The sequence below is a fragment of the Mesorhizobium sp. CO1-1-11 genome, from assembly GCF_020164995.1.
GTDB classification, from domain to species: Bacteria; Pseudomonadota; Alphaproteobacteria; order Rhizobiales; family Rhizobiaceae; genus Mesorhizobium; species Mesorhizobium australicum.
In genome coordinates this window covers 153,085-179,277 of sequence record NZ_JAIUHE010000005.1, presented here as the reverse complement: position 1 = coordinate 179,277, position 26,193 = coordinate 153,085, and the positions used below count along the sequence as shown (strand labels likewise).

Genomic DNA, 26,193 nt, shown 5'->3' with positions numbered 1-26,193 from the left:
GGGCGATTTCGGCCAGTCGATGCATCCAAGACTGCTCAAGACCTTCCTCGCGGTGGCGCGCTGCCGTACCGTTACGCGCGCCGCCGAGACGGTTCATCTCGCCCAGTCGAGTGTGAGCGACCAGGTCCAGTCGCTGGAGGCCGAGCTTGGCGCTGTCTTGTTCACGCGCTCGAAGTCGGGCCTGGAACTGACGCCGGCGGGACTGGTGTTGAAGCCTGTCGCCGAGGAATTGCTGCGGCTCGATGCCGAAGCGCGGGCGGCGGTGCTCGCTGTGGCGGGACAGACCAGCGGAGCGCTGACCATCGGCGCGCTGGAGACGATCGCCTCGGCCCGGCTGGCGCCCTGGCTGCCGGGGTTCCAGGCCAGTTATCCTGATATCGCCGTGCGCATGAAAGTGACTGATAGCGGCGCGCTGCTGCGCCTGCTGGAGGAGGGCGACATCGATGTCGCCTTCTGTTTCGAGCGCCGCGATATGTCCAACGGCGGCGCCGATCAGCGCTTCGCCAGGCGCACGATTTTGGCCGAACCGCTGGCGCTGGTCACCGCGCCGGGGCAGAAGCCGGTTCCGTGCGACCTGGCCGCCCTTGCCGCGCTGCGCTTCGTGGCAACGGAGCCTGGATGCATCTACCGGCACATGTTCGACACCGCCTTTGCCGAGGCGGGCACTGGTACGCCCGAACTTGCCGCCGAAGTCGGCAGCATCGGTGCCATTGCCCGGCTGGTGGCGGCCGGCGCGGGGCTGGGCCTCATTCCACGTCTGGCGGTCAGCGACGCGCTCAAGCGTCGTGAGCTGATCGAACTGCCTTGGCCTGGCCCGGAACAGGCGGCGCCGCTGACGATGATCTGGCGGCGTCGGCGCGTCCAGCCGCCGGCATTGCGCCGACTGCTCGCCGCCGCGCGCGACATGCAGGCGCCGGCATCCTCGAAAGCCAGTTCAGACGCTGAATCCTCAAGCCGCTCCAAGGCCCTGCTTTAACAGCATTTCGCAGAGCCGTCCGTTTTAGACGAGACGATGTCCGCCCTCGACGTGGAGCGTCGTGCCGGTGGCAAAGCCATTGCCGATGAGGAAGGCGATCGCGTCGGCGATGTCCTCGGGCTGGCCGATCCTGCCGACCGGCAGCCGCTCGGCCATCGCCGCAAGCGTGTCTGCCTTCCTGTCGCCCGCCACTTGCGCCCAAATTTCGGTATCGACCCAGCCGGGCGACACCGCGTTGACGCGGAGCGGCGCGAGTTCTATGGCCAACGCCCGCACCAGCCCTTCGAGCGCGGCATTGACGGCGGCGACGACCGAGCCGCGCGCGGCCGGCCGGTAGGCGGCGATGCCGGAGACGAAGGTCATCGATCCAGCCACTGCCAACCGTGGCGCACCATGCTTGGCAAGCAGCAGCGGGCCGAAGAGCTTGCTGTCGACCACGCGTTGCGCCGCCTCGAGACCGAGCTCCGGCAGCAGCCGGTAGGCGCCTTCGATGTCGGCGGCGGTGCTGACGATATGGTCGAGGCCGCCGATCCCGGCGAACAACGCCCCGACCTGGTCTTCCCGCGTAATGTCGACAGTGGCCATCCCCAGCCCTGCGGGATTGCCCAGCGCCTCACGCGCCTGCCGCAGCCTGTTCTCGCCGCGCCCGGCGATGATGACTTCGGCCCCGGCTGCCAGGCAGCGCCTTGCAAGCGCGAGGCCCATGCCGGATCCGCCGCCGACGATCAGGATTCTCTGGTTCGAAATGCTCATTCCGCTCTGCCTTCGTTGGTTGGACAAGGGCAGGGAATTGGCAGCTCGATGCGGTGAGGGGAAACGGAAGAAACCGATGGTGCTATCGGAGATGCCGATTGGTCCCGACGCGGTGCGGTTTGGAAACCCGATTGCCTCGATGGCCGGAGCTTGCTCAACGGGCCAGCGGGCTATCCCAGACTGCGAACAAGAGCGCTTTAAGTTCGGCGAAGCGCTTCGGCCCAAGTTCGGTGCGCCAGTCCTCCTCGATGTCGCGCAATATGTCGACCATTTTCCAGAAAGCGGCGTGGCCGCGCTCGGTGGACCGCACCACGCGCGCGCTGCCTTCGCCGTCGGAGCGGACGAGATAACCGTAGCCTTCCAGACTGGTGAGCAGCTGGTTGATGGCCTGCTTGCTCATGCCGGCACGCTCGGCGATCGTGCCGGGCCGCGCGCCGTCCGGGCCGGGAAACTGCAGCACGGCCATATGCGGCAGACGCAGTTCGTCGAAGCCGGCGGCATTGAGCTCCCTGATCAGCCGGCGCTGGATCGCCTGGGCTGGCACGCGCAGCAGGGCGCCGATCAAAAGATCCTCGGTCTTGGTCTGCAGAACTTCGGTGGAGGTGGCCATTGACGATCCGGTAAATTGAATTTACTGATAGCTAGTAAATGTAATTTACCGGAGGGGTTTGCGCAATGTCATCCATGAATCCTGGGGTCAACCCAGCCGATGAAACCGTCGGCACCAAGGGGCTGTCGGTCCGTTTCCTGGTGTCGGGCGAAAATTCGAACGGCAGCGTCGCCGCTTTCGAACTGATGGTGCCAAGCGCGCAGCGCTTGCCCGCGCCGGCGCACAGCCACGACCATTACGAGGAAACGATCTACGGCATTGACGGGGTTTTGACCTGGACCGTGAACGGCAAGCCGATCGAGGTTGGGCCGGGGGAGGCGCTGTGCATTCCACGCGGCGCCGTCCACCGCTTCGACAATAACGGCACCCGGGATGCCAAGACGCTGTGCGTCATCACGCCGGCGGCAATTGGCCCGGACTATTTCCGCGAGGCATTCGGTCTGCTTAACGCCGCTGCCGGCGGGCCGCCCGACAAAGCTGCGATGATGGAGATCATGCGCCGTCACGGCCTGACGCCGGCAATGCCGCCACCGGCCTGATGCCGGCCGAAGCCCAGCGAGCCATTATTCCTGGCAAGCAGCGAAGGCGTCGCCCGAGTTCCAGTCCCGGAATGCGATGGTCTTGCCTTCCGCCGACACGGTCTTGTGCTTCGTGCTGCCGTCCGGCTGCTGCTTCGAGCTGGTGCCCTTGCCGGTCAGCACATTGTAGTCACAGGCGCTGGCGGCATTCTCCTGCAGGTAATCATCGGAATCGTAGGCGAAGCCGGCAACGATGAAGGCGCCGTTGCGGTAGGCGACGGTCAGAGTCTGGTTGGTGCGCTCGCTGCCGATCTCCGGCGCCGGCAGATGGAATTTGATCGACCCGTTGGGCAGCATTGTCAGCTCCGGCTCGGCGTTGGAGTTCTCGTAGCCCGGTCGGTCGTAGCCGTTCCACTCGCCACCGATCTGTTCGCGCACGATCTCGACAGGCTTGAGGTAATTGTGCTCCTTGTCCCCGAGGAAGAAATGGATGTCCATCGGGTCGGTCGGGCCGGTCTCGACCACCATGGCAAGGTCGGGAGCGCCGTCGCCGTTGAAGTCGCCGGTCAGCGCGGTGATGATCTTGCGGGTTTCGATCGGTTCGGCCAGCGCCACGCCCGGCAGCAACAAGGCAAGGCCGAAGAGCAGAGATTTCATTGCGGCATATCCCCCGCGTGGCATTTGTGGTCCTATAGCACGGTGGGGAAGCGTCGTGCTCCTCCATCTGGTCGGGCGCGCTTCAGCCGCAACGCGGCAATCCATGGTGTGTTTCCAACTTCATGACAGCGTCTCCACTGCTGACGGGAATTGGGTGTGATGCCATGATGCCGGGCCGCAGGATGACGGAGGCAAGATGACGGAGGCAAGATGACAGGGGCCCCAGCCACAACAATTCTGAACCGGCAGGCCCGCTGATGGCTCCGGTCAAGGTCGATCCCGAAAAGGTCAGGGAATTTCCCGACGCGGCCAGTTTCCATACCTGGCTCGGCCAGCACCACGCCACGGAAACCGAAGTGTGGATCAAGGTTCACAAGGTAGGCTCGGGACTGAAGTCGATCACACCGAAGGAAGCCATCGACGTCGCGCTGTGCTTCGGCTGGATCGACGCCGTGCGCAAGGGGCTGGACGAGAACAGTTTCCTGCAGCGCTACACGCCGCGCGGCAAAAAAAGCATCTGGAGCAAGATCAACATCGACAATGTCGCGCGGCTCATCGAGGAGGGCCGCATGACCGAGCACGGGCTGAAACAGGTCGAGGCGGCCAAGGCCGACGGGCGCTGGGCACGTGCCTACGGCAGCGGCAAGGAGATGAAAATCCCCGATGATTTGCAAGCGGCGATCGATGCCGAGCCGGCGGCCAAGGCGACGTTGGAAAAGCTCAGCGCGCAGAACCGCTTCTCGCTCGCCTTCCGCACCCACAACATGAAGACCGAAGCCGGGCGCAAGAAGAAGATCGAAGCCTTCGTGGCGATGCTGAAGCGCGGCGAGACGATCTATCCACAGGGAAAGAAATAGCAGCCTTCAGACGCGGTAGTGTGGGTCAAGGGTCCGGGAATTGTCCGCACGGGCGCCGACGACGCCATCAAGACATCGCCGCGGACGGCCTGGATAAGAAAGTCGAGCACCGTTGTCACACGCAGCGGGATATTCCGGCGGGACGGGTAGACGACATTGATCGGCAGGCGCGTCGGCGGAAAATCCGGCATCAGCTTGACCAGCCTGCCCGCTTCGATGTCCGATCCGGCGAGGATGTGGGAAAGCACCGCAAGCCCGGCTCCCGCCAGGGTCGCGCGATGGACGGCCATCGAATTGTTGGCGACGAGGCGGGGCTCAATCCGCAGAACCACTTCCTCCGCTCCACTGGAGAACGACCACGACCGGCCGTCCCCGCCACGGCTGTAGCAAATGCAGGAGTGATCCTTGATGTCTTGCGGCGTTCGCGGTGTGTCGCGCCCCTCGATGTAGGCTGGCGAGGCCACGAGAAAGGCTGTTGTCCAGCCGATCCGGCGGCAGATCAGGCTGCTGTCACAGACCGGCCCGAGGCGTACCTCGAGATCGATCGCATTCGCGACCACGTCCGACGGTTCATCCCGAAGGAGCAGTTCGACCTGAAGTGCCGGATGGCGCTCCAACAGCCCTGCCAGGCGGTCGCTGAGGAAGAAGCCGAGGGGCGTCGGCAGGCTGAGCCTAACCTTTCCGGATATGGCTGCCGCTTCGGCGCCGCTGGCTTCGCCGAGCGCTTCGACCGCTTCGATGACGCGCAGCGCCATCGGCAGCATCCGTTCACCCTCCGCCGTCAAGGCGAGCGCGCTCGTCGTGCGATGCAGGAGGCGCGTCTTGAGATGCGATTCCAGCGCGGAGACCTGCCGGGATACAGCCGGCTGCGTCAGATTGAGGTCGATGGCGGCCGCTGAGAAGGATTTTGTCTGCGCCACCCGCAGGAACGTTCGCAACGCCGATACGACGTCCATCCTCGCCCTCATACTTTTCGACATAAGCCTTATGTTCGCATCGTAGGCGGGTGGCGCTTTACTGTCCAGTCATTATGGATATTAATTATCCTTAAGGACACAAGATATCCAAAAAAGGAAAAGCCATGACGCAGCGCCTGAACGCCGCCCAGCAATCGCCTGAACTCTTCAAGAAGCTCCTCGATTTCAGCATGGCCGAGACACATGGCGCGATCGAAGAGAAGCTCCGCGATCTGGTCCACGTCAGGGCATCCCAGATCAATGGCTGCGCCTTCTGCCTCGACATGCACGTCAAGGAAGCAAAGATCCACGGCGAGAGCGAGCTGCGGCTGTACCATCTCGCCGTCTGGCGCGAATCGATCCTATTCATTCCCCGAGAACGTGCCGCCCTTGCCTGGACCGAAGCCGTCACCAAACTCCCCGAAGGCGGTATCCCGGACGAGCTCTATGAACGCGTGCGCGGGCAGCTTTCGGAGAAGGAAATCTCCGACCTCACCTTCTCGATCATGGCCATCAACGCCTGGAACCGTGTCAGCGTCGCCTTCAAGACCGTGCCCGGCTCCGCGGACAAGCTCTATGGCCTCGACAAGGCCGGCCTGAACTGACCTCTCCCTCAACGAAACCAGCAACGACGCGGCGCGGCCGCGAACGGAGACTATCATGAAAATCGTCATCATCGGGGGCACCGGGCTTATCGGCTCCAAGACGGTCGAACGGCTGCGCAAGCAGGGCTGCGAGGTGGTTGCCGCCGCCCCGAATACCGGCGTCAACACCATCACGGGCGAAGGCCTGGAGGCGGCGCTGGCTGGCGCCGAGGTCGTCATCGACCTCGCCAATTCACCTTCGTTCGAGGACCAGCCCGCCATGGATTTCTTCACCACTTCAGGCCGCAACCTGCTCGCCGCGGGCAAAGTTGCCGGGGTCAGGCACCACATCGCGCTCTCGGTTGTCGGGACCGAACGCCTGCAGGACTGCGGCTATTTTCGCGCCAAGCTCGTCCAGGAAGAGCTGATCAAGGCCTCCGGCATCCCCTACACCATCGTTCATTCGACGCAGTTCATGGAATTCGTGGCCAGCATCGCCAAGTCCGGCACGGTCGGCGAGGCCGTGCACCTGTCGCCGGCCTATGTGCAGCCTATCGCATCGGACGACGTCGCCGATGCGATGGCCGGGATCGCGCTCGGCGCGCCGATCAACGGCATGATCGAGATTTCCGGTCCGGAGCGTGCGCGCATGAGCGAACTCGTCGCCCGCTACCTCAAGGCTGTCGGCGATCCCCGCGAGGTCGTGGCTGATCCGGAGGCGCTCTACTTCGGCGCGAGGCTGAACGACACTTCGCTCGTCTCCGACAACAATCCGCGCCTTGGCCGCATCACCTTCGAGCAATGGTTCGCCACCGCGGCGCGGAAATGACTGCCAGGATGCGCCGTAGCTCAACACACAAAGGAGTTTTCGAATGATCAAGTCAATCGCCATCGCGCTCGCCCTGACGGCGGCACTGGCCGGCCCGGTTGGAGCCAAGGAGGCCCATCGCGCCGGCGAGAAGGCCGCCAAGGTCACCCTCGTCTATGAGCATGAACTGCCGAATGCCCCCGGCAAGAGCATCAAGGGCATCCTCGTCGAATATGGCCCGGGCGGCTATTCGGAGGCGCATACGCATCCAAGCTCCGCTTTCATCTATGCCACCGTTCTGGAAGGCTCCATCCGCAGCCAGGTCAACGACGATCCGGTCAAGGTCTACAAGGCCGGCGAGAGCTTTTCGGAGATGCCGGGTGATCGCCACAGCGTTAGCGAAAACGGCAGCGAGACGAAGCCCGCGAAGCTGCTGGCGGTGTTCGTGGTCGATAGCGCCCAGAAGGAATTGACCTATCCGGCCAAGAAATAGGGGCGCAAGGCCGGTCGCCCTTCCTCGCGTCCGGCCCTGCCGCCAGCCAAAATACTGTCGGTGAGCCCATGTTCGGCGATCACCATTTCCTGGCCCTGGTCTCGATCAACCTTCTCGGGCTTGCCGGCATCGTGTCTGGTATTTCCAGGGCCGTGGGCGTCCCATGGCACGCCTGAGGCCGCGAGAAGCGCGCCTGCTCCAGGACCTGGTGGTCGCCGCCATCTATCTCGGCGTGGCGCTGTCGATAACGGGCGCCCGGAACGATGCGGGCATGGCTAGCCGCCTGCATGCCGGCGACGGGAGACCGGCCGCCCGCGACGGTCATGCGGCCACGTTCATCCGGCGCGCTCTAGCACCCATTCGAAGCTGTTTTTCCAAAGCTCCGCGGGGATGTCGAGCGCCAACGCTTCGGTGAGGTCGGAAAGCCTGACGGCGCGCAATTTTGCGCGCCAGGCCTCATCGGCCTCCCACATGATGCGCGCCACCGGGCAAGGATTGCTTTCGCAATAGCCCTGGGGACGACACGGATTGTTCTCGCGGATATTGTTGCAGACAAACGTCCGCGCCTTGCCCTCAACCGCCTCCACGATGTCGAGGAAGGTCAGCTCTGCCGGCGTCCGCGCCAACCGGTATCCACCCGACGGCCCCAGCGTCGTGTGCACCAGTCCCGCCTGCGACAGGCTTTGCAGTGCCTTGGAGAGATATTCCTTGGGAAGGCCGTGGAACTCGGCAAGCGCTTTTGTGGAGAGATACCGCCCCTCGGGCAGACCGGCGAGAATGGCGCAGCAGTGCAGTGCCCATTCGACTTGGCTTTTCAGGATCATCCACGGGTTCCCGGGTCGGTACCGACCGACTTATTAAGGATAAAAAGTATCCCTATTCCACCGTGGTGTAAACAGAGACGGATTCTGGCGGGAGCCAGATCCGTCAGCGCATGCGCTCAGGCTCCGGAATGCGGATCGATGCCGTAGGGATGGACGGGGTAGCCGGGTCCGATGGCATCGCGCACGCGCTCCGCCCATGCGGCAAACGCCGGATACTCAGGCAGCGAAAAGCCGCAATCCCCGGCGCGATGGCTGTAGGCATAGACGGCGATGTCGGCGACGGTGAAGTCGCTGCCGGCGAGGAACGGCGTCTCGCCAAGGCTGCGGTCCAGGGCGGCGAGCGTCCGGGCTGCGGCTTCGCGTTTTCCGGCAACCATGGCCTGGTTGCGCTCGAGCCGTCCGGTCAAGGTCCAGAAGCGCAGCGAGCCGATGACGGGCTCGATATTGTACTGTTCGAAGAACAGCCATTGCATGACCTTGGCACGCCGATAGCGGTCCGACGGCAGGAAGGACGTGCCTTCGGCGAGGTAGGTGAGGATCGCATTGGATTCAGCAATGGCGCTGCCGTCTCGGAGTTGAAGTACGGGAACAGCGCCTGCCGGGTTGAGCGCCAGGAAGGCGTCGGTATGGCTCTCGCCCTCGAAAATCGAGACGGGATGACTGTCGTAGGGAATCTCAAGCAATCCGAGCAGGACCCGGACCTTCCAGCCGTTCTGCGATGGCAGATAATCGTGGAGCGTGAGCATGACCGGTCCTCATGATGGATCAACGATCGCATGGCGCAGCGCCGGCCGACACCCGATTCCTGCGCAAACCAATCCATGCAATCGATCGCACAATGACTGCGATCTCCGCCGCCTAATAAATCAATTCCCTCCGTGCCATCTTCGCTTCGATGATCGGCAGCCACAAAGGCATGACAGATGAACACCCATTCCGACAAAGTCGCCCTCGTCACAGGTGCCAATCGCGGCATCGGTCAGGAAACCGGCCGGCAATTGGCCAAGCTCGGCTTCACCGTACTGCTCGGCGTGCGCGATATCGCCAAGGGCGAGGCGGCGGCCAAGGCGCTCGATGGCCATGTCGAGGTCATCGCGCTCGATGTCGCCGCGCCTGACGCGGCTCAGACGGCAGCCGAAGAGGTGCAGCGGCGGTTCGGCCGGCTCGACGTGCTGATCAACAATGCCGCCCTCCATTACGACACCGGCTCGCGCGCCTCGCGGCCCGACTGGACCGTCATCCGCGAGGCGTTCGAGACCAACGTCTTCGGCGCCTGGCGGGCGGCCGCCGCCTTCGCGCCGCTGCTCGGGGCGGGCGGCCATGGCCGACTGGTCAATGTGTCGTCCGAAGGCGGTTCGCTAGCCTCGATGGGGGCGGGGACGCCGGCCTATTCGACCTCGAAGGCGACGCTCAACGCGCTGACGCGCGTGCTGGCGGCGGAGCTGCGCGGCTCCGGCGTGCTGGTCAATGCCGTCTGCCCTGGCTGGGTCGCCACCGACATGGGAGGACCGGGCGGACGCCCGGTCGCGCAAGGGGCGGCCGGCATCGTCTGGGCCGCGACCTTGCCGGACGACGGCCCGACCGGCGGCTTTTTTCGCGATGGCGAGAGATTGCCGTGGTGACGGCAGGACTGCCGTGGTGACGGCGGGACTGCCGTGGTGATGGCGTGCAGAATTCCTCGACCGCGTTCTACCCGGATTCCACCCAGATCCGTCATCAGAACTTTGCCGCCATCCAGCAAGGGCAAGACATGCTGCGCGAGGGCGGACCGCTCGCGGCATTGCCCGCAGGAAAAGGCCGCCCTTTTCGCGACGGGTCTTCAAGGGTGATGACTGCTCGTCACTGGTTGAGGTCGACCGGTGTCACACCGAGGAGCTTCAGGGCGTTGGCGTAGGTCCGGATGCCTTGCGCCTGCTTGCTTTCGGCACAGAACCGGTTCGCCTTGTCCTGCAGTGCCGTTGCCTGCGCGATCTGGCTCGCACTGGCACCGGGCCTGGGCTTGGTCTGGATGGCGCCGTCGAGTTGAAGACCGAGCCGGCTGCAATATTCGCTTCGGGTGACCGCCGCCTCCGCACCCGACTGTGCGACCGCGAGCATGGCCAGCGAAATGCCTGCGAGGGCACTCATCCATCCGGTCGAATGTCGTTGCATCGCAGGCAGCATCCCTTTGCATTGGTGGCGACCGCTGTCCGGTTGCCACGAGCATGTTATGCCCGACGATGTTTTCCTCAGTTTTTCCCGGATGTTGAATCTTGTTTCTGGAGTGTTTCTGGCGGTCGGGATCACACCTCGTCGGCGTCGAACAACAGCATCGTCAGATCGTCGTTGCCCGGAGCCAGTATCCGCCGGTCGGCGGCGCAGGCGACGCCGACTTCGGAGGCGAAGGCGGCGCGGATGTCTTCGAGGCTGTCGAAATACAATGTTCCGACCAGATAAGGCATCTCGCCCGCCGAGAGCTTGACGATGGGCCGCCTGCTGACATCATAGCGCCTCAGCCCGGGAAGCTTCTTGGCAAGCGGTATGTGAACGTCGAAATAGTGGCGGTCGAAGGCGGCCGGATCGGCCGGGGTTTTGTAGATCACGAGCATCTTGGCCATTGCCATGGTCCTGTCCTGTTGGCGTTTCTGGTCTGGCCGTGCAGGCCACCGCGCCAAAGTCGTTCGACAAGGGCGGATTTCGACCGCCCGCCGATTTTTCATGGACGCCGGCAGGCAGGAGAAGCCATGCAAACCGCCGATTTCCCCTGGCTGAGGAAATCGGCGCCTCGTGCTCCGCCAGGCATCTGCGGCGCTTCTGCCTCTTCCCCTGGCATCTTCATTCGCGTAAGGGCGCGGGCAAATCCTCCAATCTCCTTTGAGCCTCCCCGGACCACCATGATCAGACTTGAAAACATCGGCAAGCAGAACGGCCGTCAGCTTGTCTTCATCGAGGCGTCGGCCACGCTGCAGAAGGGCGAGAAGATCGGCCTCGTCGGGCCGAACGGCGCCGGCAAGACGACCTTGTTTCGCATGATCACGGGCCAGGAGCAGCCTGACGAGGGCCAGGTGCAGGTCGATCGTGGCGTCACCATTGGCTATTTCAGCCAGGATGTCGGCGACATGGCGGGCCACAGCGCGGTCGCGGAAGTGATGAACGGCGCTGGGCCGGTGAGCGACGTAGCGGCCGAAATGGCGGAACTCGAGGCTGCGATGGCCGACCCCGACCAGGCCGACCGGATGGATGAGATCATCGAAAAGTATGGCGAGGCGCAGCATCGCTTCGAGGAACTCGACGGTTATGCGCTGGACGGGCGTGCCCGCGAGGTGCTGGACGGTCTGGGCTTCAGCCAGGAGATGATGGACGGCGACGTCGGCAAACTCTCGGGCGGCTGGAAGATGCGCGTGGCGCTGGCCCGCATCCTGCTGATGCGGCCCGACGCCATGCTGCTCGACGAACCGTCGAACCATCTCGACCTGGAAAGCCTGATCTGGCTGGAGCAGTTCCTGAAAGGCTATGACGGCGCGCTGCTGATGACCTCGCACGACCGCGAGTTCATGAACCGCATCGTCAACAAGATCGTCGAGATCGATGCGGGATCGCTCACCGCCTATTCCGGCAATTACGAATTCTACCAGCAGCAGCGGGCGATCGCCGACAAGCAGCAGCAGGCTCAGTTCGAACGTCAGCAGGCGATGCTGGCCAAGGAGATCGCCTTCATCGAGCGCTTCAAGGCGCGTGCCTCGCATGCCGCGCAGGTGCAGAGCCGGGTGAAGAAGCTAGACAAAATCGACCGCGTCGAGCCGCCAAAGCGCCGCCAGGTGGTGAATTTCGAGTTCCAGCCGGCGCCGCGCTGCGGCGAGGACGTCGTCACCTTGAAGAACGTGCACAAGGCCTATGGCAGCCGCACCATCTATGAAGGGCTCGACTTCCAGGTCCGCCGCCGCGAGCGTTGGTGCATCATGGGCGTCAATGGCGCGGGAAAATCGACGCTGCTGAAGCTGGTGGCCGGCGCTTCCGATCCCGATACCGGCACGGTGGCGCGGGGACCGAGTGTGAAAATGGGCTATTTCGCCCAGCACGCCATGGAGTTGCTCGAAGGCGAGCGCACCGTGTTCCAGACGCTGGAGGATAATTTTCCGCAGGCCGGCCAGGCGCCGCTTCGGGCACTTGCCGGCTGTTTCGGCTTTTCCGGCGACGAGATCGAGAAGAAATGCCGGGTGCTGTCAGGCGGCGAGAAGGCGCGGCTGGTGATGGCGCTGATGCTGTTCGACCCGCCCAACCTCCTGGTGCTGGACGAACCGACCAACCATCTGGACATCACCACCAAGCAGATGCTGATCGAGGCGCTGTCGCAGTATGAAGGCACGATGCTGTTCGTCTCGCACGACCGGCATTTCCTGGCCGCGCTGTCGAACCGCGTGCTCGAACTGACGCCGGAAGGCATCCACACCTATGGTGGCGGCTATACGGAATATGTCGAGCGCACTGGACAGGAAGCGCCGGGGTTGAGGAGCTGATTTCCAGTTTCAAAATGTGCGCCGGAGCGCGTCGCACGGTCATGGCGACGCGCTTCACGCCACGAGGCTTATCTCAGCGAGATGGCGAGCCCGCTCAGATCGGCGTTGACCTGCAGGCCAACCTGTCGGCCCGTGAGTTCAAGCTGGGCGCCCTTGTCGTTGGTCATCACGATCACCTGGGCGCCTTTGCCGAGCGTGCCGCCGCCGCCGGCGGCGCCGTACACGCCAGTCACGTCCCGGACGCGCTTGATGTGGCGCACGGTGCCCTGGAAATAAGTCTTGGAGACGCCGAAGGCGAGGCCGCCCGAGACGCCGCCGATCGAGATCGGGTATTTGCGGCCATGAAAAGTCAGCGTGCCCTCGCCACCGGAGCCTCCGACAAAGAAGGCCGCCTTGTAGACGGAGAAGCGGATTTTACCGCTGTCGGCATGCGCGGCGCTGGCCAGGCTGACGCCCGCAGCGGCGATCGCGGCAATGGCGATTGAACGAAATCCGGACGAAATAGTCATGATGGGGAACTCCTGAAGATGGCCGCCTTGCCCGCCGGCAAGAATGTCAGCGTCGTATCAAGTTACAAATGAACAGTCTCGCCCATCATTGGTTCCAAGCCGCAGTCCAAATCTGGCGACGGGCGGGGCCCCAGGAACGAGGCCGGGCTCTCTGGTCGCAACGCTTCCCTTGTGAGATGAAGGCGTCCATGTACTCTCCACGGTGGTTGGCAAAGGGCTTCTGGATGAAAATTGCGGTGGGGCTTGCAATGTCCGCATTGGCCGCGACGATGGCCGGCTGCGCGACCTCTCCAGTCGATTACGGAGCCTCTCTTTCGCAGCAGGACCAGAAATGGGCGTCGCCGCAATGCCAGCAAGCTCGAGCGGCGGCTTCGGACTACGCGGTCCGCGAAAAAACGCATCCGGGTTGGGAATTCGTTGCACTTGGCCCGTATGGATTGGGGATCATAGCGGCCACCAAGGAGCACGAGCAGAAGCAGCGAAAGCTGCTCGCCCGCGACGTCCATCTGCAATGTTCGAGCCTTCCCCTGCCCAAGGAATTGCAGGGCGATCTCGGCGCTTCCGGCCCCGGTAAGGCGCAATATCCCTAGACGGGAATGGGGCGCGAGCGCGATCCTCGCCGGAAAATCGTTTTCCTGGGGTTGCTCTACCGCAGCAATCCTTCCGCCTCGAACGTGTCCCAGCCTTCGAGCTTTGGCGCATCGTCTTTTCCCGAATTCCTGGTCTTGCGGGCGTTGCCCGTCCGCTTGCCTGCTCGCGTCAGCGCGGCCTTGCCGGCTCCGCGCCTCCTGTTTTCGGATGTTTCCCGCGCGTCCTCCTCCCGCCAGGCGGTCGCCAGGTCACGATCAAGAAGGTCCTCGATGTGGCGTGGATCGAAGACATGGAAGGTCACGGCCTTGGATCGCCCGCGCATCTTCACGGTGCGCGTGCCGATGCTTTTCAGGCGACCGTCCCTGAGCCACTTGTGCCGCTCGCGCGACGAGATGGTGAGAATGTCCTCCGCTTCTCGCGGAAGCACGGCCAGCGCTTCGATTCCCTCCAGCGTCCTGGAGATGGTCGCCGAGGCGGCCCGGAACGCATCCGCGTCGGCTTGCAGCATGCGCAAGACGATGCGGCCGGTCTCCGCCTTGGCAAATTTCCTCACTGTCCAGGGCAGCCTGGCCCGTACTTCGCGTTCGATCCCTTTCAGGCGCAAGGAGGAGCCAAGCGTCGCCGACGGCGGCAGCGGCCATTCGGCAACCATTGACGCGGTGCTCGCGCCTTGCTCGGCCCTCCGGTCAGGGGTGGTCGCAATCGCCGCTGCGATGCCACCTAGGACCTTCCGCAGGGAACCGCGCCGCTTGGCTGCAGATTTCATCTCTCATCTTCGCTCGTCAGGTGCCTACCGTGCAACGATCGTTCGCACAACAGACAACCGAAATCAGGCTCGATCAGTTCCCCTAGCATGGGACCCGGCGGGTGTTCGGCTTCATCGGCGGGGCAGTTGGATTCGCCGCCCGATGGACACGCTTCATTCGGGTTCGCCAAACCACCGCGCCGCGGCCTTGGCAACTCCCTCCAGGTCCGGATCAGCGTCGGTGGCCCTGGGGCCGCCACCGCAGCCAATAAGCCAGCGCGCGCGAAGTGTCTCGCCGCCGGCGCGGACGGTCGTGCTCATCCGACTGCTCGAAGTCCTCGACTCCGAGGCCGCGCCTGATCTCGGCGCTGATCGCGCTTGCCCGCGCGGCGAGAAGGGTTGCGATCGCCTTCATGTCGGACGCGACGGGCGCTTGAGCAGCGTCCGATGTTCGTCGCGGGGATCTCGTGCACGAAGCCGAAGACCAGAACTTTCCCGGCGAAAGGAATTCGCTGGCGAAAGGAGTTGGGCTTGCCAAACCAACTCTGCCTTTTCCGACACGGGCTATATAAGGGGGTGGCGATTGATGCGCAGCAGGGTGCAATCAGAGGGCACGAGGACGGTTCCGAACAACAATGGCCAGGCGTTTTGCGTTTCTCCTCGTTCGCGACTTCACGCTGTCGCCGCTATCGTTGTTCATCGACACGCTGCGGCTGGCGGGCGATGAGGGCGACCGCAGCCGCAGGATAGAGTTCGACTGGGAGATCGTCGGCGAACGCGGCCTGCCGATCCGGGCAAGTTGCGGCGTCGAATTGCTGCCGACCGGGGGGATCGGCAACCCCGAGGATTTCGATAACGTGGTCGTGGTCGGCGGCCTGCTCGACACAAACCGCAGCCTGAGTTCCGAGAAGGAGGCGTTTCTTTTGCGTGCCGCCGGCAAGGGAGTGCCGCTGACGGCGCTCTGCACGGGAAGCTTCGTGCTGGCGCGCTACGGGTTGCTCGATGGCTACAGCGCCGCCGTCAGTTGGTTCCACATCAAGGATTTCCGCAGCCGGTTCCCGGAGGTCAACGCCCATGCCGACAGCCTTTTTACCGTCGACCGGGGCCGCGCGACATGCGCGGGCGGCACGGGTGCCGCCGACCTCGCGGGCCATTTCGTGTCCCAGTTCATCGGCCAGAAGGCGGCCGAGAAGGCCGCCAAGATCCTGGTGCTCGACCGGATCAGGAGCAGCCGCGACGTGCAGCCCGTCGGCGACCTGTTTCCGGCGGCGTCGAGCCGGGCGGTGAAGCGGGCCTTGCTGTTGATGGAGAGCAACCTGCAGGAGACGCTGTCGGTGGCCGAGATCGCAAGCCGCCTGAACTGCTCGCGGCGCCAGCTCGAACGGCTCTTCGGGTTGGAACTGGGCATAGGCCCGATGGCGGCATATCTGACGCTCAGGGTGCATCATGCGAAGTCGCTGCTGGAAGGCAGCGACTTGCAGATCGGCGACATCGCCTACCGCTGCGGCTTCACCAATGCCGGCCATTTCAGCCGTGTGTTCCGCCAGCAGACCGGCATCACGCCAACCCACCTCAGGCATCCGAACCGGGCAGTGGCGGCGGGAGGATAATGGTCAGTGACGGCCTGGTCGTGTCGCATACTCCGCCTGGCCGATTGCGTCGGTGCAGAAGCTGGCCATAGCATTGCGACGAGCGGCGGTGCCGCCGCCGCATTGACGGTCAAATTCGCCAGCGAGAGCCATGCCGCATTATCCCGACGCCATGCCTGGATCAAAGAGCCTCTTCGAGCGCGCCAAGAAGGTGATGCCGGGCGGCAATACGCGCACCACCGTCTTTGTCGATCCGTTTCCGATCTATGCCGCGCGAGGCGAGGGGTGCAGGGTCTGGGATGTCGACGGCAACGTCTACTATGACTGCATCAACAATTTCACGTCGATGATCCATGGCTACACGCATCCCGATGTCGCTGCCGCCGTGGTCGAGCAACTGCCGTTCGGCACGGCCTTCGGCGCCCCGACGCTCAGCGAGATCGAGCTTGCCGAGCTTCTCGTCGACCGGCTGCCCTCCGTCGACCGGATTCGCTTCACCAACTCCGGCACGGAGGGGGTGATGATGGCCATCAAGGCCGCGCGCGCCTTCACCGGGCGGCCGAAGATCGTCAAGATCGAAGGCGCCTACCATGGGTCGTATGATTTCGCCGAGGTGAGCCTGGACAGTTCCCCGTCCAATTGGGGCGACATGCCAAGCTCGACGCCTTACGCAAAGGGAACGCCGCGCGGGGTGCTGGACGATGTGATTGCCGTGCCCTTCAACGATATCGAGGCGCTTCGCGCCGTCTTCGCCGCCCAGGGCGACAGCATAGCAGGCGTGCTGATCGATCCTATACCCAATCGTGCCGGCCTCATCCCGGCACGCCGGGACTATCTGCACGCAATGGTCGAGATCGCCCGGGCGGCCGGGGCCCTGATTGTCTTCGACGAAGTCATCTCGTTTCGCCTTGGCTGGTCGGGCGCGCAGGGGTTGTGGGGCATCGAGCCCGACCTGACCGCGCTCGGAAAGATCATCGGCGGCGGCTTCCCCGTGGGCGCCGTTGGCGGGCGCGCCGATGTCATGGCGGTGTTCGATCCGACCAGGGGCAAGCCCGCTCTTCCCCATGGCGGCACGTTCACCGCCAATCCGGTGACCATGCGGGCCGGGCTCGCCTCGATGCGGGCGCTGACGAAGGAGAGCTTTGCCCATCTCGATACACTGGGCGCATTCCTGCGCGAAGGGGTGTCCGCCTCGTTCGACAGGCATGGCCTTGCCGGCCAATGCGTGGGCCTCGGTTCGCTGTTCAAGGTTCATTTTACCTCGCATCCGGTTACGGACTATAGATCCGTCTATCCGGGCCATGCCGAGCACCGGAGGTTCGATACATTCCACAAGGGCTTGCTCGGCCGCGGCGTCCTGTCTGCCAGCTACGGCCTGTTCGCGCTCTCGACGCCCATGACACAGGCGGACGCGCGCAGCATTCTGCATGCGATCGACGACACCCTGGGCGAGATCGCCGCGCAGCGTGGATCAGGATGACGTTTGGTCGATTCGCCTCTCTATCTCTTTGTCGAAGCATGAGCTCTGGAACATCGGGGATCATGCCTGAAAGCAGGTGACCCTATATGACAGCTTCCTTCCATGTCGTGGTGATCGGTGCGGGCACGCTGGGCCTATGCACGGCGCTCACCCTCCTCGAACAGGGCGCGCGCGTGACGGTGCTGGAAGCGCAGTCGATCGCTTCAGGCTCGAGCGGCAGGTCGGTCGGCGTTGTCGGGTCGCAATTTACCGATCCGTTCGAGATCATGCTTCGCGTTCAATCGTTCCGCCGGTTTCGCCAGTGGGAGGGGCAGGGGCTTCAATTCAACCACATCGGTTATCTTCGGCTCGCGCGCACGCCCGCGCAGATGGAGCTGTTCGCGAAATCAGTCGAGATTCAGGGCGGGGCCGGCCTGAAGTCGCGCCTGATCCGTGCGAACGAACTCAGGGACCTTGTTCCCCACCTCAGCCCCGACGGGCTCGAAGGCGGTTTGTTCGGACCCGACAACGGCTTTCTCGATCCCTATGACATGTGCAATTTCCTGGCGCGGATCGTCCGCGAAAAGGCCGGCGACATCCACCAGTACCGCAAGGTGCTCGGGGTGGGAAGGCGGCCAGGCGGCTACAGGCTGGAGACCAATGGCGATCCGGTCGAATGCGATGCCGTGGTCAACGCAGGCGGCGCCTGGGCGCCGCGGGTCGCCGAGCTCTTCGGCCAGCGCCTGCACATATGGCCCGAGCGCCATGAGGCGGTCGTCATCCATCTGGACAGGCCGCTCGACTATACGATGCCGATGGTCATGGACCTCGTGGACGGCGAGGGCAGCGGCCTTAATTTCCGCCACGACAAGCCAGGCGCGCTGATTGCCGAGATCCACAAGGTGACGTCCATCGCTCCCGAGGATCCGGACAATTACAACGACCAGTGCGAGGAGCAATCGAAGGTCCACCTGGCCGAACTGCTGCTGGAACGGCTGCCCGATCTGCCGGGCGCGCGGCTTGGCCGTGGCTGGGCCGGCCTTTATCCTGTCACGGCCGATCATCGGCCGCTCGTCGGACCGATCGATGCCTCGGAACCGGCATTGGTCACCGCCGCCGGCGCCGGCGGCTATGGCATCCAGCTGGCGCCGGTGATCGGGCAGATCGCGGCGGATTGGGTTCTTCAAGGCGCGCCGGCTTCAGTGCCCGGAGCCGGGAGCCTTGCACCCACGGCCGAGCGCAACATCCGCAAAGTCGATCACTGACCGGTGCGAGTTGAAACCAGACCGGCGCTGCCGGAATTGCGGAACAAGCGTTTAGAGCCCCGATGGGGATCTGCAGACCCCACGCCTTCAGGCGGCTGGGATCTGGGCTGTTGCGCGAGACGGCACGGGCGCGTCAAATGGTGGCTGAACCGCACCAAGCGCCCGCGACCTTCAGGAAATCCGCTTCCCGGCCCCGTCCAGCAGCACGCAGCCGTCCGGGGCAAAACCCAACTCGATCGTCTCGCCTTCGCGAAGCACGCGGCCAGTGATCGGTGTATTGGCGCGGAGGCTGGTCTTGCCGCCGATGTCGATCTCGTAGATCGCGCTGCCGCCCAGATAGGAGGCCGAGATCACGCGGCCGGACAGCCGATTGGCGCTCGTTCCAGCACCGACCGAAAATTTCTGCGGCCGCACCACGACGGTGACCTTGCTGCCGTCGGCAAGCGGCCTTGGACAAGCCACGCTGACCGTCTGGCTGGTGCCAAGCACCACCGTTACCGTTCCTTGGCCGGACCGGCTCACGGTCCCTGCAAGCATGTTGGCCTTGCCGAGGAAGTCGGCGACGAAGGCTGTCGCCGGCGCCTCGTAGACCTCCTCCGGAGTGCCGATCTGCTCCACCGCGCCCGCGTTCATCACCACGATACGATCCGACATGGAAAGGGCTTCTTCCTGGTCGTGCGTGACGAAGATGGCGGTGATGCCGGTTTCCTTCTGGATCTTCTTGATCTCGACGCGCATCTCCTCGCGCATGTTGGCGTCCAGCGCCGACAACGGCTCATCCAGCAGCAGCACCTGCGGCTCGAAGACGATGGCGCGGGCGAGCGCGATGCGCTGCTGCTGCCCGCCCGACAGTTGCGACGGCAGCTTCTTCTCGCTGCCCGGCAGCCGTACCATCTCGAGCGCCTTGCCGACCTTGCGCACGATCTCGGGCTTCGGCACGTTGCGGTACTTCAGGCCGAAGGCGACGTTGTCGAATACGTTCTTGTGCGGGAAGAGCGCGTAGCTCTGGAAGACCAGCCCGATGTTGCGCTTGTAGATCGGGACGTCGTCGACCCGCCGCCCGTCGATCATGATCTGGCCGCCCGAAATATCGACCAGGCCGGCGATGGAGCGCAGGATCGTGGTCTTGCCGCAACCCGAGGGCCCGAGCAGGGTGACGAAGCTGCCCTTGCGGATCGACAGCGAGAAATCGCGCACCGCGACGAACTTGCCGTAGGCGATGTCGATGTCGCGGAACTCGACCGCCGGGCTGTTCGCCTCGGCGGCCGCGCTCGCGCCGGCCGCCCCGGCCTGGACAGGCCGGGGATGGAGTGTCGTGTCCTGGCTGTCAGGCACCCTTCGAGATCCTGTTCCACTGCTTGGTCCAGGCGTCCTCGTTGGTCGCCCAATAGGTCGGATCGGCGAAGGTCAGCGACTTCATCGTGCCCGTCTTGTCGAATGCCGGCAGCTTCTCGATCTTCTCGGTCAGCTTGACCTTGTTCGGATCGAGCGACGGCGGATAGCTCTGGCCCTCGGCCACCGCGATCGAGGTCGCCGGGTCGAGCATGAAGTTGATGAGCTCCTCGCACTCGGCCATGGGCGAGCCCTTGAGGATCAGCATGTCCTCCATCCAGGCGTAGGAGCCGGCCGGATCGAGATAGCCGATCGGATGGCCCTGGTCCTGCAGCGCGGCGACGCGGCCCGACCAGGCATCGGTCACCACGATCTCACCCTTGGAAAGCAGGTCCATCAGCTCCGCGCCGGAACTCCAGAACTTCTTGGCGAGGTCGCGCGTTTCGCGCACCTTGGCCCAGATGGCGTCCATGTCCTTGAGGTTGTTGGGGTCCTGCCCGGTGGCGAGCGCCGCATACCAGACGCGCGTCGTCATGTCGGAATAGCCGCCGACCTTGCCGGCATATTTCTTGTCGAGCAGGAGCCCGGCGCCCTTCTCCTTGGCTTCCTCCGGCGAGATCACCTTGGTGTTGTAGGCGATGCCGGTGGTGCCGTAGTCGTAGGGCACGGCCGATAGCTTTGGCGTCAGCTTGCGGAACGGCTCGATCATCGGCTGCAGCACGTTCGCCATGTTGGGAATGTTGGCCTCGTTGATTTCCGAGGTCAGGCCGGCGTTCACGTATTTGATGTAGTAGTTCACGCCGGAGGAATGGATGACCTGGTAGTCGCCGGGCTTGGCGGTCTTGATCTTGGTGATGATCTCGTCCTCGTCGCCGAACGTGCCCTGGACCACCTTGATCTTGGTCTTGGTCGTGTAGGGCTGGAAGGCGAACTTGTCGATCGCATCCTGCACCGTGCCGCCCCAGCCGTCGAAGCGAACCTCCTGGACCGCGGCGAGCGCCCGGCCCATCCAAGGCATCGAAAGGCCCGCCGATGCTGCCGCGGCTGCGGTCAGCGTCAGGAACGTGCGGCGGCTCAGGTCGCCATTGGCGTATCGATCGTGCAGCCGTTCCAGCCGCTTGGTGGTGGTGAGTTTCATTGTATTTCCTCCTTTGGTTCGCCACGTCTTTTCAGTTTTGTCAGGCTTTGCAGGATCAGGCCGCCGATCAGCGGGATGCCGACGGTCACCAGGATCATCACGGTGCCGAGCGCGTTGATCTCCGGGCTGATCGAAATCTTGAGCATGGAAAGGATCTGGGTCGGCATGGTCTCGACGCCGGCCGGCCGCCAGAACAGGCTGGCCGAGGTGTTGTCGAACGAAATGGTGAAGGCGAGCAGGGCGCCGCCGACAACGGCCGGGATGAGCAGCGGCAGCGTGATCTCGCGGAAGGACGAGAAGCGAGAGGCGCCAAGCGACAGTGCGGCCTCCTCGTAGACGCGCCGGATGCCGATCATGCGCGCCTGGGCGATCAGCACCACATAGGGCACGGCGAGCAGGATATGGCCGAGCACCAGGAGCAGCATTGTCCTCGGCTGGTCGACGGCCTTGATCAGCACCAGCAGGCCGACGCCGAGGATGGTTTCCGGCACCAGCGCCGGCAGGATCACCAGCGTGCTCAGCGCCTGCTTGCCGCGAAATTCGAAGCGGACCAAGGCAAACGCCGTGGTGACGCCGATGGCGGTGGTGACGATGGCGGTGACCAATGCGATCCACAAGGATGTTCGAAAGGCAGCCAGCACCGCCTCGTTGGCCATCAGCTTGCCGTACCATTGCAGGCTGAAGCCGGTCATCGGGAAGCCGCCGAACATCGAGGCGTTGAACGACAGGACCACTGTCGCCACGATCGGAGCGAACATGAAGATGTAGACGCAGACCGTGACGAAGCCGGTCAGCCGCCAGGCCCATCTGCCTTCCTGCCTGCGCCGTGTTCCTCTCATCCTCCAAACCCCGTCATCCGCCAAGCCCTTTGACGATCTGCGACATGCCCATGTAGCGCGTGTAGACGGCGGCGAAGCAGCCGAGCACGATGAACAGCACGATCGAAAGCGTGGCCCCCATCGGCCAGTTCAGCTCGCCCATGATGGTGTCGTAGATCAGGTTGCCGAACAGCGCGTCGCGGCCCGAGCCGAGAAGCTGCGGGGTGACATAGCTGCCGGCGGCCAGCACGAAACAGAGCAGCAGGCCCGCAGCCAGGCCGGGAAGCGACAGCGGCAGCGTGACCTCGCGGAACGCCTGCGCGCTCGTGCAGCCCATCGATCGGGCCGCCGAAATCAACGTGCGGTCAATGCTCTCCAGGCTGACATAGACGTTGAGGATCATGTAGGGCAGCAGGAAGTGCAGCATGCCCAGAATGACCGCGCCTTCATTGTAGAGCATCTGCAGCGGCTCATGGATGATGCCCATTTTGAGCAGCGCGACGTTGATGACGCCCTGTTCCCCCAGGATGTTGATCCAGGAGAAGGTGCGGATGGTGAAACTGATCCAGAACGGCACGATTAGCAAAAGCAGCAACAGCCATTTGTGCTTGAAGGTCGTGGCCCAGATGAAATAGGCGGGGAAGTAGCCGAGCACGCCGCACAGCAGCGCCGTCATGGCTCCGACCCTCAGCGTCTTCAGGAGGAAGCCGTGATAGTAGCTGTCGGTGAGGAATTCGTGCCAGTTCGCGGTCGTCAGCGCGCTCGTTTCCACGCCGGCGGTGACAAAGGTGAAGAAGGTATAGCCGGCCATCACGGCGATCGGCAGCACCAGGAAAAAGGTCAGCAGCAAGAGCACCGGCGCGACCAGCATCCAGGCCAGCCGTGGATCATACAATGTCCATCGTCGTTCCATGAGCACCCGGTGCGCTCTCTTTGAAGCGCCTGTTTTGTTCCCGGGCCAAGATTGAGGGATTGGAGGCGCGATGTCCACAGTCGGCGATTGAGCCAGCGGACTTCAGTGTCGCCGGGTGCGAGAGATGCCGAAATTTGTCGGGAGACGGGGTCGCCACGCAACCCCGTTCGACCACACGTCGGGAACGGCTGGCCGGCGTCTCCTCAGCCCTTCGAAATACCGCGCGCGATCAGCCGGGCGAGGCGCTCCGAAAACGCCCTGGCGTCGGCCGGCTTGTCGCCGTCGAGCACGCGCGCCTCGTCGTAGAGGAGGTGGGCGGCGTCGTCCTTGAAGGCCTGTTCGTCGTCGCCGAGGCTGGCGAGCGCCAGGACGCGCTGGTGGCGGGGGTTGATCTCGAGGATCGGTTTGGCCGTCTTGTCGAGGCGGCCGGCGGCGTTGAGCAGCCGCTCGAACTGCCGGTCGGGACCGTGTTCGGGCGCCACCAGGCAGACCGCGCTTTCCGTCAGCCGGTCGGAGGCCTTCACGTCCGACACGGCATCGCCAAGCGCCGCCTTGACGAAGGCCAGGAAGCCATCGACCTCGGGCGCCGCCGCCGCATCCGGCTTGTTCGCCTCGTCGAGCAGCGGGATCTCGGAAAGTTCAGCCACGCCCTGCGTCACCGACCTGAACGGTTTGCCGTCGAATTCGGGCGCCATCGACGTCCAGAAACTGTCGACCGGGTCGGTGAGCAGCAGCACCTCGATGCCGCGTGCCTTGAAACCTTCGAGCTGCGGCGAGGCTTCGAGCCGTGCACGGTCGTCGCCGGCCATGAAGAAGATCGCCTTCTGGCCTTCCTTCATCGCCGAGACGTAGTCGGCAAGGCCGCGCCAGCCTTCGCCGGAGGCGGTTGAGCGGAAGCGGGCGAGCTTCAAGAGCTGCTCGCGCCGCTCATGGTCCTCGTAGAGTCCTTCCTTGAGGACGACGCCGAAGTTTTCCCAGATTTTCGCATAGGCCTCGGTCTCGTTCTCCGCCAGCTTGGCGAGATCGCCAAGCACGCGGTTGGTCAGGCCCTTGCGGATCGCGGCCAGCAGCGGGCTTTCCTGGATCATCTCGCGCGAGACGTTGAGCGGCAGGTCGGCGGAATCGACCAGCCCGCGCATGAAGCGCAGGTAGCGCGGCAATAGATCGGCATCGTCGGTGATGAAGACGCGGCGCACATAGAGCTTCATGCGGCCCTTGCGGTCCTGGTCGAACAGATCGAAGGGACGCGAGCCGGGCACGAAGGCCAGCACGCTATATTCCTGCCGGCCCTCGGCGCGGAAATGGACGGTGGCGGCCGGCTCGTCATACTGGCCGGAGACGCCGCGGTAGAAGTCGGTGTATTCCTCGGGCTTGATCTCGCTTTTCGGCCTGACCCAAAGGGCCGTGCCGTCGGCAATGTCGCGCGCCTCGGCACCCGGCTTCTCGATGAGCGTGATCGGCACCGGCACATGGCCCGACTGCGACTTGGCCAGTTGCTCGAGCCGATAGGATCCGGTGTAGGACGCGGCGTCGTCCATCAGATGCAGCACGACGCGGGTGCCGCGCTTGGGGGCGGCTTCGAGCGGGGCGGGCGCGATCTCGTAGGAACCCTTGCCGTCGGGCGACCAGCGCCAGGCTTCTTCGCTTCCCGCCAGGCGGCTGATGACGTCGACGCGGGTCGCGACCATGAAGGCGGAGTAGAAGCCGACGCCGAACTGGCCGATGAGCTGCGTGTCCTCGCTCGAATTGCCGGCGCCGACGCGCTCGATGAAAGCGCGCGTGCCCGAGCGCGCGATCGTGCCCAGCGCCTCCGTCATGTCGTCGCGGCTCATGCCGATGCCGTTGTCCTCGACGGTGATCAGCTTGCCGTCGGGATCGGCTGAAATCGAGATGCGGGGCTTCGGATCGTCGGCCAGCAATTCGGGGCGACTGACGGCCTCGAAGCGCAGCTTCTCGCAGGCGTCGGCGGCGTTGGAAATCAGTTCGCGCAGGAAGACGTCCTTATCGGAATAGACCGAATGCACCATCATGTGCAGCAGCCGCGAAACATCCGCCTCGAATGCCTTGGTTTCCGTCGCTTTCGTGTCTGTCGTCATTCCGGGTTTCCCACGCTTTCCTCCGCCCGCCGCGCCATGCGCGATCAGGACTTCCTTTCACCAATTTTCAACTGTGCTGGCAACTGCCGTCAGCAAGGCCAACGCGCCGACAATATCGTGATGGGATGCTGGGGCCGCAAGGGGGTGGAAACGGTGCTGACGACGAAACAGCCAATCTCCCCCCGCGAAGGGGGAGATTGGCAGCGTCGGCGCCGCGCCGGTCCTGCGCGCCCTACTTCCCCGCCATCTGGTCGGCAAGCGCCTGCGCCTGGGCAAGCAGCGTGGGGAAGGCCGGGTTGTCGCGCAGGTTCTTGCCCATGCAGGCGCGGAAGTCGCTGTCGCCTTTTGCCCAGGCGGCGTCGGCGGCATCGGATGTATTTTCGTCGCTGTCGTCGGTGGCCTGCTTGACCAGTTTCTGGGCGGCGGCGTCAGCCGCGGTCCACACCGCGTCGCAGGCCGCGATCCTTGGGACGGGCGGTGTCGCGGGCGCCTCGGCGATCATGACACTGTTGCCCTTGACCAGCGTGACGACGATTTCCTGGTCGTAGTTAGGTCCGACATCCTGTGCCCAGCCGCCAAGGCGGGCGATCGCCGTGTCGGCGCCGTCGGGCGTCTTCAGGGTGAAGTCGAGCGTGCCTGTGAAAGCGGCGTCGCTGCCGATGGCCTGGGTGTAGAACGCATCGAGCTTCAGCGCCGCGTCGAAGCTGGTGGGCAGTTTGAGATCGGCGTCCGTCTCCGCCGCACGCGATTGCAGCCAGCGCTCGACCAGCCCGCGTGTCGACGCGACGATGCTGGGGCCGTCCTCGGTGCCGTGACGCAGCCCGTCCAGCATGCCGAAGCCGACATCGGAGGAACTGAGGCTTTCGATATTGATCCTGCCGGCCGCCGGAAAACCCTTGACCGTGAAAGGTCCAAGAAGCGTCGAAAGGCGTTGTTCGAGATCGGCGCGGGCCTTCTCATTGGCCGCATCGAGCGTTTCCACGGGAGCGTTCGCGCTTTCCATCGCGGCGATGGCCGCGATCGCCTTGTCGCGCGCGGCGATGTAGTCGTCCTCCGGCGAAGCCGCATACGCCGCACCGCTCGCCAGCGCGAACACCAAAGTCCAGACCAGACGCATCGTGAAAACCTCCGTTTTACAAGCTCTTCGCGTGGCTTGGTGGCGATTGTGCGGCGGTGAAGTCATGGCGAGACGTGGCGGATATCGGG

The 26,193-nt window shown here is 64.2% G+C and carries 28 protein-coding genes and 1 pseudogene; 13 read left to right on the top strand and 16 right to left on the bottom strand.

All coding sequences use genetic code 11. From position 1 onward, the window contains the following. Nucleotides 1-19: 19 nt before the first annotated feature. Complete coding sequence (locus LB554_RS07565) at nucleotides 20-976, top strand: LysR family transcriptional regulator (RefSeq protein WP_140617935.1); 957 nt, start codon at nucleotides 20-22, stop codon at nucleotides 974-976. 24 nt (nucleotides 977-1,000) lie between these two features. Here the strand turns inward: LB554_RS07565 and LB554_RS07560 are convergent, their stop codons facing one another. Both LB554_RS07560 and LB554_RS07555 read right to left on the bottom strand, forming a co-directional pair. Further along, on the bottom strand, nucleotides 1,001-1,729 hold the full coding sequence (locus LB554_RS07560) for an SDR family oxidoreductase (RefSeq protein WP_140663468.1): 729 nt from the start codon (nucleotides 1,727-1,729) through the stop codon (nucleotides 1,001-1,003). A 154-nt stretch (nucleotides 1,730-1,883) separates the two neighbouring features. Beyond that, nucleotides 1,884-2,339: a MarR family winged helix-turn-helix transcriptional regulator gene (locus tag LB554_RS07555; RefSeq protein ID WP_015316860.1), complete on the bottom strand. Its 456-nt coding sequence runs from the start codon at nucleotides 2,337-2,339 to the stop codon at nucleotides 1,884-1,886. Between the two features lie 65 nt (nucleotides 2,340-2,404). On the opposite strand from LB554_RS07555, the gene LB554_RS07550 reads away from it, so the two are divergent. Further along, nucleotides 2,405-2,878: a cupin domain-containing protein gene (locus LB554_RS07550; RefSeq protein ID WP_224583915.1), complete on the top strand. Its 474-nt coding sequence runs from the start codon at nucleotides 2,405-2,407 to the stop codon at nucleotides 2,876-2,878. Between the two features lie 24 nt (nucleotides 2,879-2,902). Here the strand turns inward: LB554_RS07550 and LB554_RS07545 are convergent, their stop codons facing one another. Continuing rightward, on the bottom strand, nucleotides 2,903-3,514 hold the full coding sequence (locus tag LB554_RS07545; protein WP_140716435.1) for a hypothetical protein: 612 nt from the start codon (nucleotides 3,512-3,514) through the stop codon (nucleotides 2,903-2,905). 257 nt (nucleotides 3,515-3,771) lie between these two features. Between LB554_RS07545 and LB554_RS07540 the strand changes: the two genes are divergently transcribed. Further along, the gene (locus tag LB554_RS07540; protein WP_140788446.1) at nucleotides 3,772-4,371 is read left to right on the top strand and encodes a YdeI/OmpD-associated family protein; all 600 of its coding nucleotides are present in this window, start codon (nucleotides 3,772-3,774) and stop codon (nucleotides 4,369-4,371) included. On the opposite strand, the gene LB554_RS07535 is transcribed toward LB554_RS07540, so the two are convergent. Next, nucleotides 4,350-5,327, bottom strand: a complete 978-nt coding sequence (locus LB554_RS07535) for a LysR family transcriptional regulator (RefSeq protein ID WP_140617940.1) — start codon at nucleotides 5,325-5,327, stop codon at nucleotides 4,350-4,352. The two genes, LB554_RS07540 and LB554_RS07535, sit on opposite strands and share 22 nt — an antisense overlap. Nucleotides 5,328-5,452: 125 nt before the next feature. Here LB554_RS07535 and LB554_RS07530 point away from each other — a divergent pair, with 125 nt between their 5' ends. The 4 genes and pseudogenes from LB554_RS07530 to LB554_RS07515 all read left to right on the top strand — a co-directional run. Continuing rightward, complete coding sequence (locus LB554_RS07530; protein ID WP_015316865.1) at nucleotides 5,453-5,932, top strand: carboxymuconolactone decarboxylase family protein; 480 nt, start codon at nucleotides 5,453-5,455, stop codon at nucleotides 5,930-5,932. Between the two features lie 55 nt (nucleotides 5,933-5,987). After that, nucleotides 5,988-6,740: an SDR family oxidoreductase gene (locus LB554_RS07525; protein WP_140663464.1), complete on the top strand. Its 753-nt coding sequence runs from the start codon at nucleotides 5,988-5,990 to the stop codon at nucleotides 6,738-6,740. Between the two features lie 43 nt (nucleotides 6,741-6,783). Beyond that, nucleotides 6,784-7,212: a cupin domain-containing protein gene (locus LB554_RS07520; RefSeq protein ID WP_140663463.1), complete on the top strand. Its 429-nt coding sequence runs from the start codon at nucleotides 6,784-6,786 to the stop codon at nucleotides 7,210-7,212. A 68-nt stretch (nucleotides 7,213-7,280) separates the two neighbouring features. Then, nucleotides 7,281-7,465 (top strand): annotated as a pseudogene (locus LB554_RS07515) (hypothetical protein); the annotation flags it as partial. 82 nt (nucleotides 7,466-7,547) lie between these two features. Here LB554_RS07515 and LB554_RS07510 read toward each other — a convergent pair. Both LB554_RS07510 and LB554_RS07505 read right to left on the bottom strand, forming a co-directional pair. After that, on the bottom strand, nucleotides 7,548-8,036 hold the full coding sequence (locus LB554_RS07510; protein WP_015316869.1) for an RrF2 family transcriptional regulator: 489 nt from the start codon (nucleotides 8,034-8,036) through the stop codon (nucleotides 7,548-7,550). A gap of 116 nt (nucleotides 8,037-8,152) precedes the next feature. Then, complete coding sequence (locus LB554_RS07505) at nucleotides 8,153-8,782, bottom strand: glutathione S-transferase family protein (protein ID WP_224583913.1); 630 nt, start codon at nucleotides 8,780-8,782, stop codon at nucleotides 8,153-8,155. A gap of 177 nt (nucleotides 8,783-8,959) precedes the next feature. On the opposite strand from LB554_RS07505, the gene LB554_RS07500 reads away from it, so the two are divergent. After that, complete coding sequence (locus tag LB554_RS07500; protein WP_224583911.1) at nucleotides 8,960-9,658, top strand: SDR family NAD(P)-dependent oxidoreductase; 699 nt, start codon at nucleotides 8,960-8,962, stop codon at nucleotides 9,656-9,658. A 217-nt stretch (nucleotides 9,659-9,875) separates the two neighbouring features. Here LB554_RS07500 and LB554_RS07495 read toward each other — a convergent pair whose 3' ends face one another. Both LB554_RS07495 and LB554_RS07490 read right to left on the bottom strand, forming a co-directional pair. Continuing rightward, nucleotides 9,876-10,163: a hypothetical protein gene (locus LB554_RS07495; protein ID WP_140617945.1), complete on the bottom strand. Its 288-nt coding sequence runs from the start codon at nucleotides 10,161-10,163 to the stop codon at nucleotides 9,876-9,878. Nucleotides 10,164-10,318: 155 nt separating this feature from the next. Then, nucleotides 10,319-10,633 carry an EthD family reductase gene (locus LB554_RS07490; RefSeq protein WP_140617946.1) on the bottom strand — a complete coding sequence of 105 codons (315 nt, stop codon included), beginning with the start codon at nucleotides 10,631-10,633 and terminating at the stop codon, nucleotides 10,319-10,321. Nucleotides 10,634-10,909: 276 nt separating this feature from the next. On the opposite strand from LB554_RS07490, the gene LB554_RS07485 reads away from it, so the two are divergent. Continuing rightward, a complete protein-coding gene (locus tag LB554_RS07485; protein ID WP_140663454.1) occupies nucleotides 10,910-12,532 on the top strand; it encodes an ABC-F family ATP-binding cassette domain-containing protein in 1,623 nt (540 codons plus the stop codon). A gap of 68 nt (nucleotides 12,533-12,600) precedes the next feature. Here LB554_RS07485 and LB554_RS07480 read toward each other — a convergent pair whose 3' ends face one another. Continuing rightward, a complete protein-coding gene (locus tag LB554_RS07480; protein ID WP_140663452.1) occupies nucleotides 12,601-13,041 on the bottom strand; it encodes a hypothetical protein in 441 nt (146 codons plus the stop codon). A 224-nt stretch (nucleotides 13,042-13,265) separates the two neighbouring features. On the opposite strand from LB554_RS07480, the gene LB554_RS07475 reads away from it, so the two are divergent. After that, nucleotides 13,266-13,631, top strand: coding sequence for a hypothetical protein (locus LB554_RS07475; protein WP_140876434.1), 366 nt, complete (start codon nucleotides 13,266-13,268; stop codon nucleotides 13,629-13,631). Nucleotides 13,632-13,687: 56 nt separating this feature from the next. On the opposite strand, the gene LB554_RS07470 is transcribed toward LB554_RS07475, so the two are convergent. Next, the gene (locus LB554_RS07470) at nucleotides 13,688-14,398 is read right to left on the bottom strand and encodes a hypothetical protein (protein WP_224583909.1); all 711 of its coding nucleotides are present in this window, start codon (nucleotides 14,396-14,398) and stop codon (nucleotides 13,688-13,690) included. Between the two features lie 614 nt (nucleotides 14,399-15,012). On the opposite strand from LB554_RS07470, the gene LB554_RS07465 reads away from it, so the two are divergent. From LB554_RS07465 to LB554_RS07455, 3 genes are all read left to right on the top strand, one after another. Then, on the top strand, nucleotides 15,013-15,987 hold the full coding sequence (locus LB554_RS07465; protein WP_224583908.1) for a GlxA family transcriptional regulator: 975 nt from the start codon (nucleotides 15,013-15,015) through the stop codon (nucleotides 15,985-15,987). A 130-nt stretch (nucleotides 15,988-16,117) separates the two neighbouring features. Continuing rightward, nucleotides 16,118-17,446 (top strand): aspartate aminotransferase family protein, encoded by a 1,329-nt coding sequence (locus tag LB554_RS07460; RefSeq protein WP_224583906.1) that lies wholly within the window; start codon nucleotides 16,118-16,120, stop codon nucleotides 17,444-17,446. An 86-nt stretch (nucleotides 17,447-17,532) separates the two neighbouring features. Beyond that, complete coding sequence (locus LB554_RS07455) at nucleotides 17,533-18,690, top strand: NAD(P)/FAD-dependent oxidoreductase (RefSeq protein WP_224583903.1); 1,158 nt, start codon at nucleotides 17,533-17,535, stop codon at nucleotides 18,688-18,690. Between the two features lie 171 nt (nucleotides 18,691-18,861). Here the strand turns inward: LB554_RS07455 and LB554_RS07450 are convergent, their stop codons facing one another. From LB554_RS07450 to LB554_RS07425, 6 genes are all read right to left on the bottom strand, one after another. Further along, nucleotides 18,862-20,025 carry an ABC transporter ATP-binding protein gene (locus LB554_RS07450; protein ID WP_224583901.1) on the bottom strand — a complete coding sequence of 388 codons (1,164 nt, stop codon included), beginning with the start codon at nucleotides 20,023-20,025 and terminating at the stop codon, nucleotides 18,862-18,864. Next, nucleotides 20,018-21,160: an ABC transporter substrate-binding protein gene (locus LB554_RS07445; RefSeq protein WP_140617953.1), complete on the bottom strand. Its 1,143-nt coding sequence runs from the start codon at nucleotides 21,158-21,160 to the stop codon at nucleotides 20,018-20,020. Before LB554_RS07445 ends, LB554_RS07450 begins: the two co-directional genes overlap by 8 nt. After that, complete coding sequence (locus tag LB554_RS07440) at nucleotides 21,157-21,999, bottom strand: ABC transporter permease (protein ID WP_224583899.1); 843 nt, start codon at nucleotides 21,997-21,999, stop codon at nucleotides 21,157-21,159. The genes LB554_RS07445 and LB554_RS07440 overlap by 4 nt, the downstream gene beginning before the upstream one ends. A 13-nt stretch (nucleotides 22,000-22,012) precedes the next feature. Then, nucleotides 22,013-22,891 (bottom strand): ABC transporter permease, encoded by an 879-nt coding sequence (locus LB554_RS07435; RefSeq protein WP_411962614.1) that lies wholly within the window; start codon nucleotides 22,889-22,891, stop codon nucleotides 22,013-22,015. A gap of 203 nt (nucleotides 22,892-23,094) precedes the next feature. Beyond that, complete coding sequence (htpG, locus tag LB554_RS07430; protein ID WP_224583896.1) at nucleotides 23,095-24,987, bottom strand: molecular chaperone HtpG; 1,893 nt, start codon at nucleotides 24,985-24,987, stop codon at nucleotides 23,095-23,097. 232 nt (nucleotides 24,988-25,219) lie between these two features. Further along, nucleotides 25,220-26,104, bottom strand: a complete 885-nt coding sequence (locus LB554_RS07425) for a hypothetical protein (RefSeq protein ID WP_224583894.1) — start codon at nucleotides 26,102-26,104, stop codon at nucleotides 25,220-25,222. Between the last annotated feature and the right edge of the window lie 89 nt (nucleotides 26,105-26,193).

Bases quoted from the DNA above. Each gene is read 5' to 3' on its own strand.
- LB554_RS07565 (WP_140617935.1), top strand. From the start codon at position 20: ATGCATCCAAGACTGCTCAAGACCTTCCTCGCGGTGGCGCGCTGCCGT.
- LB554_RS07560 (WP_140663468.1), bottom strand. From the start codon at position 1,729: ATGAGCATTTCGAACCAGAGAATCCTGATCGTCGGCGGCGGATCCGGC.
- LB554_RS07555 (WP_015316860.1), bottom strand. From the start codon at position 2,339: ATGGCCACCTCCACCGAAGTTCTGCAGACCAAGACCGAGGATCTTTTG.
- LB554_RS07550 (WP_224583915.1), top strand. From the start codon at position 2,405: ATGTCATCCATGAATCCTGGGGTCAACCCAGCCGATGAAACCGTCGGC.
- LB554_RS07545 (WP_140716435.1), bottom strand. From the start codon at position 3,514: ATGAAATCTCTGCTCTTCGGCCTTGCCTTGTTGCTGCCGGGCGTGGCG.
- LB554_RS07540 (WP_140788446.1), top strand. From the start codon at position 3,772: ATGGCTCCGGTCAAGGTCGATCCCGAAAAGGTCAGGGAATTTCCCGAC.
- LB554_RS07535 (WP_140617940.1), bottom strand. From the start codon at position 5,327: ATGGACGTCGTATCGGCGTTGCGAACGTTCCTGCGGGTGGCGCAGACA.
- LB554_RS07530 (WP_015316865.1), top strand. From the start codon at position 5,453: ATGACGCAGCGCCTGAACGCCGCCCAGCAATCGCCTGAACTCTTCAAG.
- LB554_RS07525 (WP_140663464.1), top strand. From the start codon at position 5,988: ATGAAAATCGTCATCATCGGGGGCACCGGGCTTATCGGCTCCAAGACG.
- LB554_RS07520 (WP_140663463.1), top strand. From the start codon at position 6,784: ATGATCAAGTCAATCGCCATCGCGCTCGCCCTGACGGCGGCACTGGCC.
- LB554_RS07510 (WP_015316869.1), bottom strand. From the start codon at position 8,036: ATGATCCTGAAAAGCCAAGTCGAATGGGCACTGCACTGCTGCGCCATT.
- LB554_RS07505 (WP_224583913.1), bottom strand. From the start codon at position 8,782: ATGCTCACGCTCCACGATTATCTGCCATCGCAGAACGGCTGGAAGGTC.
- LB554_RS07500 (WP_224583911.1), top strand. From the start codon at position 8,960: ATGAACACCCATTCCGACAAAGTCGCCCTCGTCACAGGTGCCAATCGC.
- LB554_RS07495 (WP_140617945.1), bottom strand. From the start codon at position 10,163: ATGAGTGCCCTCGCAGGCATTTCGCTGGCCATGCTCGCGGTCGCACAG.
- LB554_RS07490 (WP_140617946.1), bottom strand. From the start codon at position 10,633: ATGGCCAAGATGCTCGTGATCTACAAAACCCCGGCCGATCCGGCCGCC.
- LB554_RS07485 (WP_140663454.1), top strand. From the start codon at position 10,910: ATGATCAGACTTGAAAACATCGGCAAGCAGAACGGCCGTCAGCTTGTC.
- LB554_RS07480 (WP_140663452.1), bottom strand. From the start codon at position 13,041: ATGACTATTTCGTCCGGATTTCGTTCAATCGCCATTGCCGCGATCGCC.
- LB554_RS07475 (WP_140876434.1), top strand. From the start codon at position 13,266: ATGAAAATTGCGGTGGGGCTTGCAATGTCCGCATTGGCCGCGACGATG.
- LB554_RS07470 (WP_224583909.1), bottom strand. From the start codon at position 14,398: ATGAAATCTGCAGCCAAGCGGCGCGGTTCCCTGCGGAAGGTCCTAGGT.
- LB554_RS07465 (WP_224583908.1), top strand. From the start codon at position 15,013: ATGGCCAGGCGTTTTGCGTTTCTCCTCGTTCGCGACTTCACGCTGTCG.
- LB554_RS07460 (WP_224583906.1), top strand. From the start codon at position 16,118: ATGCCGCATTATCCCGACGCCATGCCTGGATCAAAGAGCCTCTTCGAG.
- LB554_RS07455 (WP_224583903.1), top strand. From the start codon at position 17,533: ATGACAGCTTCCTTCCATGTCGTGGTGATCGGTGCGGGCACGCTGGGC.
- LB554_RS07445 (WP_140617953.1), bottom strand. From the start codon at position 21,160: ATGAAACTCACCACCACCAAGCGGCTGGAACGGCTGCACGATCGATAC.
- LB554_RS07440 (WP_224583899.1), bottom strand. From the start codon at position 21,999: ATGAGAGGAACACGGCGCAGGCAGGAAGGCAGATGGGCCTGGCGGCTG.
- LB554_RS07435 (WP_411962614.1), bottom strand. From the start codon at position 22,891: ATGGAACGACGATGGACATTGTATGATCCACGGCTGGCCTGGATGCTG.
- htpG (WP_224583896.1), bottom strand. From the start codon at position 24,987: ATGACGACAGACACGAAAGCGACGGAAACCAAGGCATTCGAGGCGGAT.
- LB554_RS07425 (WP_224583894.1), bottom strand. From the start codon at position 26,104: ATGCGTCTGGTCTGGACTTTGGTGTTCGCGCTGGCGAGCGGTGCGGCG.